Below are 13,597 nucleotides of genomic sequence, written 5' to 3'. Positions count from 1 at the left end.
AATGTGTTTTAAGTCCTCCATAATAAATGAGGTAGATTATAGAAAGGGACTTTTTTATATGAAAAATACTTATTTGACAGGATATTTTCCGCTGATTGCGATCCTGCTTTTTAGTTCGTCCTTATCCATCTCAACTTCACTTTATGCGTTGAAGATGCTGTCTTCATTTGGAATGTATGATGGAATGCTCGATTATTTTTCAGAGAAAGGAATCAGGCTTGCGTTATTTGCTGCCTTTGCACTTTTATATTTTATGGTTCTGTCCGCTCTGAAATTAATTGCAAATACCGTGACCGAGCTGTCATTGCTGTTTTTTGCTAATGATCCGGAAGGGAACAACCTGAAAAAACTCAGAATGGGTTCCATGATTTATTTGGGCGGCGGGATTTTATCCTTTGTGCTCTTGCAAAATGTCATTTGGATTGTGATCTGGTTTGCGGTCGTCACGCTCGCTTACTTTGTGTTTACCGTATACCGGATTTATTCGACGCTTTCTCTCATGTCATTAGTCGGGTTCATTCTATTGGAACTGCTGTTTTGGTTTACCTTTGTTATCGGTATTCTGTTCATATTTATCAAGCTTTATAATAGCATAATGGCTAGCTTACCTGTGTAAGCTAGCCATTTCAGCGTTTGGTGGTCAGATTTGCGCTTCGTGCTCTATACGCAATAAAACGGCGGCTAGATTCTCAGGTTTCCGCCGTTTCACATCCAATGCTCGCTCTTCATCGACTTCAAAAGTTTTCAATCACGCTGAAAAGATGACAAAATCCTAAAACGAAGTCGTTTTAGGATTTTGTCAACAATCTGTGATGGCTAGCTTCCTAGCCATTTTTTATTTACGGTAAAAATCTTTTTTTAATAGAAGGGGAGGGGAGCATACATTCATTTTTTTTGCCAAACCACTTATAGCGGTTGTTGGCAATGAAAGAATAGACCATATCTCTGACAGGCTTCGGCACTGCGAAAAACAGGACGAAGAGCCGCCATGGGCCTCGCAGATGCCTGAAAACCTTAATGGCTGCAGTTGACTTTGTGTACACTTGGCCGTCTTCAATAAAGACAAAGCTGTCAAGCCGATCAGTCGGAAGCCCGCTTTTTTTCAGCAGGCTCTGTCCTGTTTCCGACTGCAGCGATGTGAAAGAAATCAATCCGTCCGGATCACGTTTAATAATAAACTGCACGGCGCCATTGCATAAATTGCAGACACCGTCAAACAGCAAAACGCGATTTGGAATTTGTTCTGAAGTCACCCCATATCCCCTCCGATCCTTTAATAAGCCGCTTGCAGCGTTCCTTTCCAGATGGAAAGCTGAGGGCTGATGCTGTGAAGATATTCAACGCTGGTCGGTGTATCCTTTCCGACCCAGACACCCATTGTATACGTATCAGTCAGGCCGACAAACCACATATCGTGATAATCATTTGATGTTCCGGTTTTACCGCCGATGTAAGGCGCATTGAAATATGCTTTTTTCCCTGTTCCGCTTTTCACAACGGAAGACATCAGTTTTTTCAGCTGCATGTTCGTGCGGACGCTGAATATTTGAGTCGCTTTATCATTCCATTTATAAAGCGTTTTTCCTTTAAGGTCTGTCACCTTTGTAATCGCATGGCTCGGCGTATAGCTTCCGCTGTTTCCGAATGTCGTATAAGCCTTTGTCATCTCAAGAGGCGTCATGCCGTTTGTAAATCCGCCAAGCGCCGCCGGAAGAAGATAGTCACTGTCGACAAGTTTGGCAAAATGATAAGGCTCAATATAACTGAATGCCTTTTGGATGCCGACGCGGTCGAGCATTCTAATAGCTGGGGTATTATATGAATTTTTAAACGCCGTATCAAGCGTCACTGTGCCGTAAGTGCGGTTATTGTAGTTTTGCGGACAGTAGTCTTTGCTGCAAAACTTGCTGGCATCAATGGTGCTGCTTGTTGTCGCGCCGGTCTGTTCAATATAAGGGCCGTAATCAAGAAGCGGCTTAATGGATGAACCCGGCTGCCTGTACGCCTGGTAGGCGCGGTTAAAGTCATATTTTTGATAGTTTTTCCCGCCGGATAGAGCGATGATTTGATGCGTCTGGTGATTAATCACAGCCGCTCCGCCCTGTACGTCCGCATACGGGAGCTTGGAATTCATTTGTGCCACAACTTGATTTTGCATGTACGGATCAAGTGCAGTATAAATTTTCACACCGTCTTTCATCAGCGTGCTGACTCTTGCGGACAGCTCGTTCTCGATCTTTTCTTTTTGTTTTCCTGATGCTTTTTGAAGGCGTTTATCAAAGCCTTCTGATTCAGACACCAGCTGAGTGAATTCATCATTGACGTAGGAAACGTAGTCAGGATATTTGTCTTCTCTTTTTTCAACATCCAGTTTGATTTTTTGTTTTACGGCTTTTTTCAGCTCTTTGTCCGTAATGACCCCGGCATCTTTTAGCCCTTTAAGCAAACGTTCTTGACGGCTTTTCGTGTAGTCAAAATGCTTGAGAGGATCATATAATGTAGGGTTATTAGGTATAGCACAGATAAAAGCCATTTCTCCCACTGTGAGAGATTTCAGCGGTTTGCTGAAATAGAATTGAGCTGCTGAACCGACGCCGTAAACACCGTTGTTGAAATAAATGGTATTTAAGTAAGCTTCAAGAATTTCATTTTTCGTATATTTTTTCTCCAGCTGATAGGAATACGCGAGCTCTGTCAGCTTGCGGCTGAAGGAGCGTTCGTGGCTCAAATACAAGTTTCTTGAAAGCTGCTGTGTGATGGTGCTGGCACCCTGGTCAATTTTCTTGTCTTTTACGTTAGAAGCAGTAGCCCGCACCATTCCCATAAAGTCAAAGCCTTTATGCTCGTAAAAATGGCGGTCCTCAGATGTTAAGAAAATCTGTTTGACTTCCTCGGGAATCTTGTTAAATGGAACGAGCACACGGTTTTCGTGGTCGCTAACGATTTCCGAGACAAGGGAGCCGTCCCTGTCATACATGTAGCTGTTCTGAACAAGGCTGATATCTTTCAGATCAATATTTTTATCAAGCACCTGATCCAGGGACTTCATTTGTTTTACTTCTTTTCCGGAAGCGATAACTGTAAATGCAAACAATGGGATTATGCAAAGGAGCAAAATCCATCCGATTATTTTTCGTAACATGGTCACTCTCTTTTCTCCTAAATTCTAGCCATATCGTACCATTCTTTTGAGATTACGAGAAGGTTAAATTTAGAAGATTCCTCAGTTTTTTCTCGGAATCAGCTTGCTTTGGCATAAGAATCTTTCCGAAGTTTCTGCATGATCCAAAGCATGCAGGCGCCGGCGAAAAAGAGAAACGCCGTGACGTAAAAGGTGGCCGAAATGGTAAAATGGCTCGATATGATTCCGCCGAGCAGAGGCCCGAGCACGTTTCCTAAAAAGCGAAAGCTGACATTGTAGCCGAGAACTTCACCTTGAATGCTGCCGGGAGCCTGAACGCGGATCGCTGCCGTAATGCATGGCAGCAAACCGCCCATCGCCATTCCGAATAAAAATCTGAAAACAAGGAGCACGCTGAGTGAGGACGCGAGCGCCTGCGGAATAAAAAAGAAAGAGGCGGCGAGCAAAAGTCCGATTAAAATGCGGCGATGGCCGTAGCGGTCGCCCAGATCACCCCATTTTCTAGCCAGCAGCAAACTTCCGAGCCCCGTTGCTGAAAATGCCATGCCGGAGAAAAAGGCAAGATTGACAGGTCCGTGCAGCTCATTTACATATAAAGCGAGCAGAGGCTGGATACTGAAATTGCCTGTTTGAATCAGCATGGTTAACAGCATCATGACCCACAGTGCGGGCTGGTGAAAAATATAGGAGAGCACTTCTTTTCTCGAGTAAGACGTACGTTTGGCTGTTTTCTCTGCAAGAGGCTTTTCTTTGACACCAAATAACACGAGAAGAACAGACGAGAAAATCACAAAGGATGTGATAAAAAAGGTATACGTAAAGCCGAAACGATCAGCAAGCATGCCTCCCAAAAGCGGGCCGAACAAGCTTCCGGACACTTGCCCCATTTGCAGCGTGCCAAGTGTTTTGCCGGCTGAGCTCTTCGGAGTCTGTGCCGAAATCATCGCAAGAGAAGTCGGGATGAATCCGGTTACAAGACCCATTGCCATACGCAGAAAAAACAATTGGTACACCGATGTAACAAAGCCCATGAAGAAAATGCTGAGGGCAATGCCCGTTCCGGTTGCCATAAGGATTTTCTTGTATCCGCGTTTGTCTCCGAACCGTCCCCAAAACGGGGATACCAAAAACGCCATGAGAAATGTAATGCCGAACACATAGCCGCTCCACCTTTGCACAAAGCCGTTTGAAAAAGAGCTGAGCGTCTCAATGTATAAGGAGAGAAAAGGAACGATCATCGTTGTGCTAGCGGAGACAAAAAAGTTCGCCAGCCACACTATGACAAAGTTTTTCTTACGGATAGAAATAACATCACCTTCTTATTATTTCGGGTTCCTTACTAATTATAAAGAAACGATTCATAATTTAAAAGAAACGAAGCGGCTGGGAAAATTCATTATTTTTAGAAAATGAAGAAATGTCGAGAAGGGGAATTGATATACTATAAAGATAGCATTTTCTGATCGGAGGAAAGGCAGGTGTAAAAAGGTGACGACAAACAGCTTACTCATTATTGATTTCGAATTTACGATGCCTGATGGAAAGTACAGTCCTCAAAACTTCTTCCCGGAAATCATTGAAGCCGGAATTGTAAAGTCGATTGATGATGAAGTGGTTGAGACGTTTTCTAGCTATGTTAGACCGAAAAAGTTCCCGAAGCTTACGAAACGCTGCAAATCATTTTTAAAAATAACCCAAAAACAGGTAGACGAAGGAATGAGATTCGAGGATTTCATCCGTAAACTAAACGAGCTGGATCCTGAGAAAAACAGCACAATTATTACGTGGGGAAACATGGATATGAAAGTGCTGAAGCAAAACTGTATGTTTAACCATATCCCTTTCCCGTTTAAGGGAGAAATGAGAGATTTATCGCTTGAATACAAAAACTTTTTTGGAGACCGGACATTGACGGGTTTATGGAAAGCTGCCGAAGAGTATGGAGATTCCGGAACCGGCACCCATCATAAAGCGCTTGATGATGCCCTCACAGCATATAAACTTTTTAAGCTTGTTGAGCAGGATAAGCAGTATCTCGAAAAGCCGAAACCGCCCACAATCGGCGAAAGAATCGATTTAACCGAACTGTTCAAGCGCGCGACGTGAAAAACCCAATCTTTTGTCAGACTGGGTTATGGCCGGTTAAAATATTCTTTTTCTAAAATGTCCAGATTATGAAGGGAGCGTTTTGCCCACTCCGAACCATCCTCATTCAATTTGGCTCTCAGCTGTGCTGTCGCCTCCCGCAGAGATTCGGTATAATCCGGCACTTCACCGTCATAAGGCTTCACCATATGGTGGGGGATATTGGTCTGTTCACCATATGCGAGCGCTTTTCTCTCATGAAAAAATGGCACATCCGCCTGTTTTGGATGATGAAGGTCTCCTTGAGAGGGATGGGTAAGAACCGCTTTCACTTTCACTAAATAGTGCTGCGGCCTGCAAGCCGTGATTTCTCCTATGTATACACCTGTTTTGTAAAATCCTTTAACGATAGAGCCTGTCTCAAACGTGCTCATCTGTCATCACCTCGCATTCATTCTATTAAAGTTCCAATCGATTTGCTAGTGAGGAAGATCAGCGGGAAGCTTAATGGTCACCGTAGTGCCTTTTTGGAAGCTGCTGTTAAATGAAATGGTCCCGTGATGATGTTCAATAATGGAAAAGGTTACGGTGAGGCCGAGTCCCGTTCCGTTCGTTTTTAAGGAATAATAAGGTTCGCCGAGTTTTTGCATTTGATGGTCTGTCATCCCGACCCCATTGTCTGTGATGTTAATCATAATCGTATGGCCGTTTCTTTTGGCTGATATGTGGATCACACCCTTCCCGTGAGGAACCGCTTCAATACTGTTTTTCATCAGGTTGATGACAGCCTGCTTCAGCTTTGTTGCGTCTCCGTATATCAAAAGGTCCGGTTCTGTTTCAGCCTCGACGGTTACTGACTTGTAATTGGCGTACGACACCATAAGGGAGCTTGTCTCTTTGATAAGGGCTGATAGGTCAAAAACCTCTTTTTCGTATAATTGCTGTTTGGCCATATCGAGATAGTTTGTAATAATGCCTTGCGCCCGGTCAAGCTCTGACAGTACAAGCTTTTTGTAATCTGCACTCGACTTGTTTTGTAGGGTTTCATCATTAAAAAGCAGCTGGACAAACCCGCGGACAACTGTCAGCGGATTCCTGACCTCATGGGCGACGCTCGCTGCCAGTTCACTCACAATCGTCATTTTTTCAGAATGGATAAGCTGTGAGCGCAGGGCGATATTTTCGGCGATGCTTTCGATAATATAGATGCTTAATAGAAGAACACTGGAGCGGAAAAGCCCTGAGACTGCCGCCTCGTAAACGAAAATTCCTGATTTTTGAAAATTTAAAATATTCAAGGCGGAAAGAATCCAGCTTGAGGCGAAAAATAGGAAAATCTCCACGCAGCTGATCAATAAAGACAGCAGCAGTTTTTTCGCTTTGGACATGAATGGCCATTTTTTCTGAAATAAGATTGGGATAATGATAAGAAAAGGCAGCAAAGTGAAAACAAACATTGCGGAAGGTTCGTAAAAAAGCAGTTCAAAACATAGGACAGATGCGGCGACTGTAAGTCCGGAAGCGGTACTAATGTAAAATAAACAAATGATAACGGGAATCATCTGAAGGCCGTATTGTATGTAGTCCATTTCATGAATCGGGAAAATAATGCATAAAACGGAGGCGCCGCAGGCGAAGAGCGTGACCAAACCGCTGTTTATTTTTGGCACAAGAATCGCAGGTTTTCCAAGCCAAAACACTTGGTAAAGAAGAATAGGAAACAAAATAAAGCAGATATGCAGAAGATAGTCTTTTAGAATTTCCATTCGTGTGAAATCCTTTCGTATAAAATATGAATCTATTATAACACTAAATATTAGAAGTAAAATATAAAATTCCTTTATTAAGAACGCCTTTACAAATGAAGACGTAAAGGCGTTTACAGCTATATTTACGATAATGCGGCTTTGATGCGGCGCAGGCCGTCCTGCAGGGTTGCAAGAGAGCATCCCGCGTTCAGGCGCATAAATCCTTCTCCGCCAGGCCCGTATTTCGTCCCGGGCTCTAAAATAACTTTTCCTTTTTTTAGCATTCTTTGCTGAAGCTCTGCATCGGACAAGCCGTAAGCGCTGAAGTCGAGCCAAATCAAGTATGATGCATCCGGCTTCATCATTTTGACCTTTGGCAGCTCGTTGCTCAAAAAGGCTTCCGCTTCGTTCATGTTTTTCTCAATGTAAGAGATCAATTCATCAAGCCACGGTCCGCCTTTTGAATACGCGGCTTCGATTGCAGTGACGGCAAACGCGTTCAGTCCGCCTAAACCATTGCGCTGAAGGCTTGCGGAAAACTTGGCGCGCTTCAGGCGATCCGGAATAATGATCGCTGAAGCCTGCAATCCGGCGATATTAAATGTTTTGCTTGGAGCAGCACATGTCACAGAAATATCAGCGAAATCGTCAGAGAGCGAAGCGAACGGCGTGTGTTTATGTCCGTACAGCATTAAATCGGAATGGATTTCATCCGATACAACTGTGACGCCATGCTCAAGGCACAATTCGCCTAGCTTCAGTAAATCTTCCCGGCTCCATGAACGCCCAGAAGGGTTATGAGGATTGCATAAAATAAACAATGTAACGCTTGGGTCACTAAGCTTTGTCTCCAAATCTTCAAAATCCATTGCATATGCGCCGTCTTTTTCTAGCAGCGGATTATGTAAAATGTGCCGGCCGTTTTTCTCCACCATATGGTAAAAAGGCGTATAAACTGGAGGCTGAACAACTACTTGATCGCCAGGCTCCGTAAAAGCTTGTACCGCCATGCTCAAAGCTGTTACAACGCCGGGGCTGAATGTGATGCTTTCCGGATTTACCTTCCAGCCGTGCCTGTTTTGCATCCATCCGCACACAGCATCCTTCGTTTTTTGATCTGGAGTTGTATAACCAAAAATACCGTGGTCAAGACGCTCTTTTAACGCTTCAGTTATCGCTTCCGGGGCGCGAAAATCCATATCCGCCACCCACATCGGGAGGGCGTCTGTCACGCCAAATAATTCACCTGTTTTATCCCATTTGACCGATTGGGTGCCAAGGCGTTCTTCTCGTTTATCAAAGTTCATTCTGTTACCCCCTCATGTATGTTTATTCTTCTAAGCTTCACTATGATAAGATAGAACTGCAAATTTTATTATAAGCGGTGATGAATATGGAAGAAAGTCAAGCGGTCAGGGAAATGATTAAGATCATTGCCAAATGGGACCCGTTTAAATATGGAGAAGAGTTTTACGAAACGGAGGCTGTTGATGTCGTGCAGGCAGTCTATGATGAAGACGATCCCGACGTGCTGGCGAAAAGCATTCAGCATATATTTGAAACTTCTTTTGAACAAACGCTGCCGATCGCCAGCTGCCGGGAAGTGGCAGGCCAGCTTTTATTCATTAAAAACAGCAGCTCCTGCACGCCTTAAAAAACCGGTTCAGCACCGGTTTTTTTAATTGATAAAATCAGCAATGTGTTCAGAAATAAGTTCAGGCCGTTCTTCAGGCACCAGATGTCCGGTCTGGCCAAGTGAGTACAGCACGGAATTAGGCAAATCTGCGTGCAGCCGTTTACCGATCTCCATTGGGACAATTCGATCCTCCTCGCCCCAAATCAATAGAGCAGGCTTGTTCATTTTCTTCAATTGCTCGGGTTCTAAATCTCCTTCTCTGTGGCGGATAAACCTTGTCATGGCTTTGAAAATCTGCTCGTCCTGAAACGGTCTGCCATAGCCGTCGATCATCTCCTCATCAATCAGCGATTTGTCATGCACCACATTTAATAAATTTTTCATCACGCCTTCTTTCGAGAGCCAGCGTTTGATGTAAAGATGAAAATACGGGATATGGGTCCCGAAAATGATTGTCGGGTGTGAACGTTTTAAATACCCTGAACTGCAAAGCAGCACAACCTTTGAAAAAAGCTCAGGTTTTTGGAGAGCAGCAGACAGCGATATCTGCCCGCCCATAGAATGCCCGACAAGCACAGCCTGTTTCACTTGCAAGTGCTCCAAAATTCCAATGACAAGCTTAGCAAGGTTTTGATAGGTATAGATAAACGTTCTTGATTTTTCAGATTGGCCGAAAGGAGGCAAATCAAGCGCGATGATGTCGTACTTGTCCCGAAGGAGAGGAATTACTTTTCTGAAGCTGAATGCAGATGATAAAAAACCGTGTACGCAGACCAGCGTTTGCCTGCCGGGATTTTGATAATGTTCGTAGTATACATTGACTCCATCGACCGTAAACCGCCTAATTGGTGAAACCGCCTCCATTCTGTGTCACTCCCTTTTTTTGATGGTTGTATTATGCCCTGAAATTGTCAATTCTAGCGGAAGTTTCTCCTCGTTTTTTCTTAGCATTCGTCAAAAAACGTGATATAATGTCATGAGATTTCTTGACATTGCAAAGGTGTGAATCAAATGAAATTGACAGAAAAAGAAACAGAAATATTAGAAATTTTAGACGAAAATAGCCGCGCCGATTTAGAAACAATCGCAAAGATGGCGGGCATCCCTGTAAATGAAGTGAAAACAATTATTGACAAACTGGAGAAAGAAAAGGTTATTATCGATTATTCCGCTATGATTGACTGGCGAAAAGTCGACGGACATGAGGGCGTTACGGCCATGATTGACGTCAAAGTAACGCCGAAGCGGGGCGTCGGTTTTGATGAAGTGGCGGAACGGATTTACCGATTCCAAGAGGTTGAATCAGTTTACCTGATGTCAGGCGTATACGATTTGTCTGTCGTGATTCGCGGCAATTCGATGTCTGACGTAGCGCGTTTTGTTTCGGATAAACTGTCAACGCTTGATTCAGTTGTATCTACGACAACCCATTTTATCCTGAAAAAATACAAGCATGACGGCAAAGTGTTTGAAACAGGAGACGACGACAAAAGAATCGTGGTGTCACCGTAAATGACTTCGTATTTATCAGACTATGTACAACAAATAAAGCCATCCGGCATCCGCAAATTCTTTGATTTGGCGGCAACGATGGAAGGCGTCATTTCTTTAGGCGTCGGCGAGCCTGATTTTGTTACCGCGTGGAATGTCCGCGAAGCAAGCATTCTCTCTCTTGAACAAGGATATACGTCATACACGGCCAATGCGGGTTTATACTCATTGCGGGAGGAAATCAGCCGTTATTTGAGCAACAGGTTTGATCTTAGCTACTCGCCAGATAATGAGCTGATTGTGACAGTGGGGGCAAGTCAGGCTTTGGATATTGCGATCCGCGCCATTGTGAATCCAGGTGAGGAAGTCATCATTCCTGAGCCGTGTTTTGTGGCGTACGATGCGCTTGTTTCTTTGGCAGGCGGTATCCCGGTTCACGTTCATACAACGGCAGACAAAGGATTTAAAGCAACGGCTGCTGATTTTGAAGCGGCAGTCACTGAAAAAACAAAGGCCATTCTCATCTGCTCACCATCGAATCCGACAGGTTCGGTTTATTCGAAGGAAGAGCTGAATGAGATTGCTGAATTTGCCAAAAAACATGATGTCATCGTTTTAGCCGACGAGATCTACGCGGAGCTGACATATGATGAGGAATTTACAAGTATAGCGGCATTACCGGAAATGAAGGAACGGACGGTAGTCATCTCAGGCTTTTCAAAAGCATTTGCAATGACGGGCTGGAGGCTCGGTTTTGCCGCGGCACCATCCTTGCTTCGGGATGCCATGCTTAAAATTCATCAGTATGCGATGATGTGTGCGCCCGCAATGGCGCAGTTTGCCGCCCTTGAAGGCCTGAAGAACGGCATGGAAGACGTAGAAAAAATGAAAAAAAGCTATCGAAGAAGACGGAATCTGTTTGTAGAATCGCTCAATGAAATCGGTCTCAGCTGTCATCATCCGGGCGGCGCTTTCTATGCTTTTCCATCAATTAAAAGCACGGGGATGAGTTCAGAACAGTTTGCCGAGGAGCTTCTGACGCAGGAAAAAGTGGCAGTTGTTCCTGGAAGTGTGTTTGGTCCGAGCGGTGAGGGATATATCCGTTGTTCATACGCAACCTCGATTGAACAGCTTCAAGAAGCGTTAGTCAGAATGAAACGCTTCCTGCACAAAACAACATAAAAAAAGATACGAACCTTTTGTTCGCATCCAATAAAAGGGGGGAATACTAGAAAGCCTTTGGTATTTTCAGTTTACCCCCTTTTTGCTGTGCATAAACCTGATTTTTTATAAAAAAGTTTTCTTTGCGGAAATAAGACATGTGTGATATAATTTTAAATTGCGTATAAACAGATATTTAATTTAACTTAGGAGTTGTTATGAATGGCAGCAAAATTTGAAGTGGGCAGTGTTTACACTGGTAAAGTTACAGGATTACAAGCGTATGGTGCGTTTGTTGCATTAGATGAAGAAACTCAAGGTTTAGTACACATTTCTGAAGTGACTCACGGTTTCGTAAAAGATATCAACGAGCACCTTTCAGTTGGCGACGAAGTACAAGTAAAAGTACTTGCTGTTGATGAAGAAAAAGGCAAAATCAGCCTTTCAATTCGTGCGACACAAGCTGCGCCTGAGAAAAAAGAAAGCAAACCAAGAAAACCTAAAGCTGCTCAAGTAAGCGAAGAAGCTTCTACACCACAAGGTTTCAACACATTAAAAGATAAGCTTGAAGAGTGGATCGAAATGTCCAACCGCAAAGACCTTATCAAAAAATAAGCATGAAAAAAAGCACCGGACAGGAATGTTCGGTGCTTTTGATTTCATGCAAAATCCTATTTCAGCGTGATTGATATCCTATCGCATTTCAGGATTTGCTGCTTCTTCACGTGATCTTTCCTCGTTTGGCTTAAATAGCAGACCGAGGTTGATTAAGCCGGCGATTCCGACAAGTCCGTAAATGATTCGGGAAAGAGCTGACCCTTGGCCACCGAAGATAGCCGCTACTAAGTCAAATTGGAAAAATCCGATCAGTCCCCAGTTAATGGCGCCAATGATGGTTAATACAAGACAAATTCTTTGAATGGTACTCATGTTTTGCAACCTCCTCCATGAATTATTAAAACAGTTATAGATTGTGACATATTGGAGAATCTATACATGCATTCTCCATATGAGGGAAGCTGGCCTGCCCTCGCTTATATCAGCTTCTTTCCCAGCATCCTGCAAAATAAAACCATCTGGTATGCTGATCGGTGAGAGCTGATTGCTTTACATGTGGTGAGGACATTCTGCATAATTAAAAATCTAAGGAGGAGATGTCATGCAAAACTTTACATACTGGAATCCGACCAAATTAATTTTCGGGCGCGGCGAAGTGGAAAGACTTCCGGAGGAACTCAAACCTTACGGAAAAAACGTATTGCTTGTGTACGGAGGCGGCAGCATTAAACGCAGCGGCCTGTATGATCAAGTGATTGAACAGCTGAATAAAGCCGGAGCTACCGTGCATGAATTAGCAGGTGTGGAACCGAATCCTCGTGTGTCGACTGTTAATAAAGGTGTTGCCATCTGTAAAGAACAAAACATTGATTTCTTGCTGGCTGTCGGAGGCGGAAGCGTAATCGACTGTACAAAAGCGATTGCCGCAGGAGCGAAGTATGATGGTGATGCGTGGGATATCGTTACGAAAAAGCATCAGCCAAAAGATGCTTTGCCATTCGGAACGGTATTGACTCTCGCTGCAACTGGTTCAGAAATGAACTCAGGATCTGTTATTACAAACTGGGAAACAAAAGAAAAATACGGCTGGGGCAGCCCGCTCGTATTCCCTAAATTCTCGATTCTTGATCCGGTGAATACATTCACCGTACCTAAAAACCACACGATCTACGGGATGGTTGACATGATGAGCCACGTATTCGAACAATACTTCCATCATGTATCAAACACGCCGTATCAGGACCGCATGTGTGAATCACTTTTGCGTACAGTCATTGAAACAGCGCCTAAGCTGATCAATGATCTCGAAAATTACGAATTGCGTGAGACGATCCTGTACACAGGAACAATCGCATTAAACGGCATGCTTTCTATGGGGGCAAGAGGGGATTGGGCTACTCATAATATTGAACATGCAGTATCAGCCGTTTATGATATTCCGCATGCCGGCGGACTGGCGATTCTGTTCCCGAATTGGATGAGACACACATTGTCTGAAAACCCTGCCCGCATGAAACAGCTTGCAGTTCGCGTGTTTGATGTTGAAGAAGCAGGTAAAACGGATGAAGAAATTGCCCTTGAAGGTATCGATAAGCTGTCCGCATTCTGGACAAGTCTTGGCGCTCCGAACCGTCTTGCTGATTATGATATTAATGATGAGCAGCTTGACACAATTGCTGACAAGGCAATGGCTAACGGTGCATTCGGTCAATTTAAATCACTCAACAAAGAAGATGTGCTGTCAATTTTGAAAGCATCACTATAAAAAAAGGGGAA

Annotated in this window: 16 protein-coding genes; 8 read left to right on the top strand and 8 right to left on the bottom strand. The window is 43.9% G+C overall.

Annotated elements, in window-relative coordinates; genetic code table 11:
• Positions 1 to 58: 58 nt before the first annotated feature.
• Complete coding sequence (locus NYE20_RS17210; RefSeq protein WP_003228837.1) at positions 59 to 616, top strand: YufK family protein; 558 nt, start codon at positions 59 to 61, stop codon at positions 614 to 616.
• Between the two features lie 223 nt (positions 617 to 839).
• Here NYE20_RS17210 and NYE20_RS17205 read toward each other — a convergent pair whose 3' ends face one another.
• The 3 genes from NYE20_RS17205 to NYE20_RS17195 all read right to left on the bottom strand — a co-directional run bounded on the left by NYE20_RS17205 (position 840) and on the right by NYE20_RS17195 (position 4,419).
• On the bottom strand, positions 840 to 1,253 hold the full coding sequence (locus tag NYE20_RS17205; protein WP_041850590.1) for a thiol-disulfide oxidoreductase DCC family protein: 414 nt from the start codon (positions 1,251 to 1,253) through the stop codon (positions 840 to 842).
• 20 nt (positions 1,254 to 1,273) lie between these two features.
• Positions 1,274 to 3,148, bottom strand: coding sequence for a transglycosylase domain-containing protein (locus tag NYE20_RS17200; protein ID WP_010886602.1), 1,875 nt, complete (start codon positions 3,146 to 3,148; stop codon positions 1,274 to 1,276).
• Positions 3,149 to 3,240: 92 nt separating this feature from the next.
• Positions 3,241 to 4,419: a multidrug efflux MFS transporter gene (locus NYE20_RS17195; protein WP_072173680.1), complete on the bottom strand. Its 1,179-nt coding sequence runs from the start codon at positions 4,417 to 4,419 to the stop codon at positions 3,241 to 3,243.
• Between NYE20_RS17195 and NYE20_RS17190 the strand changes: the two genes are divergently transcribed.
• Positions 4,352 to 4,555 (top strand): hypothetical protein, encoded by a 204-nt coding sequence (locus NYE20_RS17190; protein ID WP_003243502.1) that lies wholly within the window; start codon positions 4,352 to 4,354, stop codon positions 4,553 to 4,555. The genes NYE20_RS17195 and NYE20_RS17190 overlap by 68 nt on opposite strands.
• Before the next feature lie 75 nt (positions 4,556 to 4,630).
• The gene (kapD, locus tag NYE20_RS17185; protein ID WP_014480688.1) at positions 4,631 to 5,248 is read left to right on the top strand and encodes a 3'-5' exonuclease KapD; all 618 of its coding nucleotides are present in this window, start codon (positions 4,631 to 4,633) and stop codon (positions 5,246 to 5,248) included.
• A gap of 26 nt (positions 5,249 to 5,274) precedes the next feature.
• Here the strand turns inward: kapD and kapB are convergent, their stop codons facing one another.
• The 3 genes from kapB to patB form a co-directional block, all read right to left on the bottom strand.
• Entirely contained in the window at positions 5,275 to 5,661 is a 387-nt protein-coding gene (kapB, locus tag NYE20_RS17180; protein ID WP_015714614.1) for a kinase-associated lipoprotein KapB, read from the bottom strand.
• Between the two features lie 45 nt (positions 5,662 to 5,706).
• Complete coding sequence (gene kinB / locus NYE20_RS17175) at positions 5,707 to 6,993, bottom strand: sporulation sensor histidine kinase KinB (RefSeq protein ID WP_015714613.1); 1,287 nt, start codon at positions 6,991 to 6,993, stop codon at positions 5,707 to 5,709.
• A 125-nt stretch (positions 6,994 to 7,118) separates the two neighbouring features.
• Positions 7,119 to 8,282, bottom strand: coding sequence for a cystathionine beta-lyase PatB (gene patB / locus NYE20_RS17170; RefSeq protein WP_070547696.1), 1,164 nt, complete (start codon positions 8,280 to 8,282; stop codon positions 7,119 to 7,121).
• 86 nt (positions 8,283 to 8,368) lie between these two features.
• Between patB and NYE20_RS17165 the strand changes: the two genes are divergently transcribed.
• Positions 8,369 to 8,629 carry a YugE family protein gene (locus tag NYE20_RS17165; RefSeq protein WP_070547695.1) on the top strand — a complete coding sequence of 87 codons (261 nt, stop codon included), beginning with the start codon at positions 8,369 to 8,371 and terminating at the stop codon, positions 8,627 to 8,629.
• 24 nt (positions 8,630 to 8,653) lie between these two features.
• Here the strand turns inward: NYE20_RS17165 and NYE20_RS17160 are convergent, their stop codons facing one another.
• Positions 8,654 to 9,475 carry an alpha/beta hydrolase gene (locus NYE20_RS17160; protein ID WP_103804304.1) on the bottom strand — a complete coding sequence of 274 codons (822 nt, stop codon included), beginning with the start codon at positions 9,473 to 9,475 and terminating at the stop codon, positions 8,654 to 8,656.
• A gap of 147 nt (positions 9,476 to 9,622) precedes the next feature.
• Between NYE20_RS17160 and NYE20_RS17155 the strand changes: the two genes are divergently transcribed.
• The 3 genes from NYE20_RS17155 (at position 9,623) to yugI (ending at position 11,878) form a co-directional block, all read left to right on the top strand.
• Positions 9,623 to 10,123: an Lrp/AsnC family transcriptional regulator gene (locus NYE20_RS17155; RefSeq protein ID WP_009968070.1), complete on the top strand. Its 501-nt coding sequence runs from the start codon at positions 9,623 to 9,625 to the stop codon at positions 10,121 to 10,123.
• The gene (locus NYE20_RS17150; RefSeq protein ID WP_161621292.1) at positions 10,124 to 11,284 is read left to right on the top strand and encodes an aminotransferase; all 1,161 of its coding nucleotides are present in this window, start codon (positions 10,124 to 10,126) and stop codon (positions 11,282 to 11,284) included.
• A 201-nt stretch (positions 11,285 to 11,485) separates the two neighbouring features.
• Complete coding sequence (gene yugI, locus NYE20_RS17145; RefSeq protein WP_003228864.1) at positions 11,486 to 11,878, top strand: S1 domain-containing post-transcriptional regulator GSP13; 393 nt, start codon at positions 11,486 to 11,488, stop codon at positions 11,876 to 11,878.
• A 78-nt stretch (positions 11,879 to 11,956) separates the two neighbouring features.
• Here the strand turns inward: yugI and NYE20_RS17140 are convergent, their stop codons facing one another.
• Entirely contained in the window at positions 11,957 to 12,193 is a 237-nt protein-coding gene (locus NYE20_RS17140) for a DUF378 domain-containing protein (RefSeq protein WP_003220771.1), read from the bottom strand.
• 229 nt (positions 12,194 to 12,422) lie between these two features.
• On the opposite strand from NYE20_RS17140, the gene NYE20_RS17135 reads away from it, so the two are divergent.
• A complete protein-coding gene (locus NYE20_RS17135) occupies positions 12,423 to 13,586 on the top strand; it encodes an iron-containing alcohol dehydrogenase (RefSeq protein ID WP_161621293.1) in 1,164 nt (387 codons plus the stop codon).
• Positions 13,587 to 13,597 lie beyond the last annotated feature (11 nt).

Source organism: Bacillus sp. FSL R5-0416 (genome assembly GCF_037975425.1).
In the GTDB taxonomy this organism is placed as follows: domain Bacteria; phylum Bacillota; class Bacilli; order Bacillales; family Bacillaceae; genus Bacillus; species Bacillus subtilis.
This window is presented reverse-complemented; position numbering and strand designations above follow the sequence as displayed.

What these genes read in the sequence shown, in the direction of transcription:
- NYE20_RS17190 (WP_003243502.1), top strand. Translation starts at nt 4,352, where the DNA reads ATGTATAAGGAGAGAAAAGGAACGATCATCGTTGTGCTAGCGGAGACA.
- NYE20_RS17135 (WP_161621293.1), top strand. Translation starts at nt 12,423, where the DNA reads ATGCAAAACTTTACATACTGGAATCCGACCAAATTAATTTTCGGGCGC.
- NYE20_RS17210 (WP_003228837.1), top strand. Translation starts at nt 59, where the DNA reads ATGAAAAATACTTATTTGACAGGATATTTTCCGCTGATTGCGATCCTG.
- NYE20_RS17150 (WP_161621292.1), top strand. Translation starts at nt 10,124, where the DNA reads ATGACTTCGTATTTATCAGACTATGTACAACAAATAAAGCCATCCGGC.
- kapB (WP_015714614.1), bottom strand. Translation starts at nt 5,661, where the DNA reads ATGAGCACGTTTGAGACAGGCTCTATCGTTAAAGGATTTTACAAAACA.
- NYE20_RS17140 (WP_003220771.1), bottom strand. Translation starts at nt 12,193, where the DNA reads ATGAGTACCATTCAAAGAATTTGTCTTGTATTAACCATCATTGGCGCC.
- NYE20_RS17160 (WP_103804304.1), bottom strand. Translation starts at nt 9,475, where the DNA reads ATGGAGGCGGTTTCACCAATTAGGCGGTTTACGGTCGATGGAGTCAAT.
- kinB (WP_015714613.1), bottom strand. Translation starts at nt 6,993, where the DNA reads ATGGAAATTCTAAAAGACTATCTTCTGCATATCTGCTTTATTTTGTTT.
- yugI (WP_003228864.1), top strand. Translation starts at nt 11,486, where the DNA reads ATGGCAGCAAAATTTGAAGTGGGCAGTGTTTACACTGGTAAAGTTACA.
- NYE20_RS17155 (WP_009968070.1), top strand. Translation starts at nt 9,623, where the DNA reads ATGAAATTGACAGAAAAAGAAACAGAAATATTAGAAATTTTAGACGAA.
- patB (WP_070547696.1), bottom strand. Translation starts at nt 8,282, where the DNA reads ATGAACTTTGATAAACGAGAAGAACGCCTTGGCACCCAATCGGTCAAA.
- NYE20_RS17165 (WP_070547695.1), top strand. Translation starts at nt 8,369, where the DNA reads ATGGAAGAAAGTCAAGCGGTCAGGGAAATGATTAAGATCATTGCCAAA.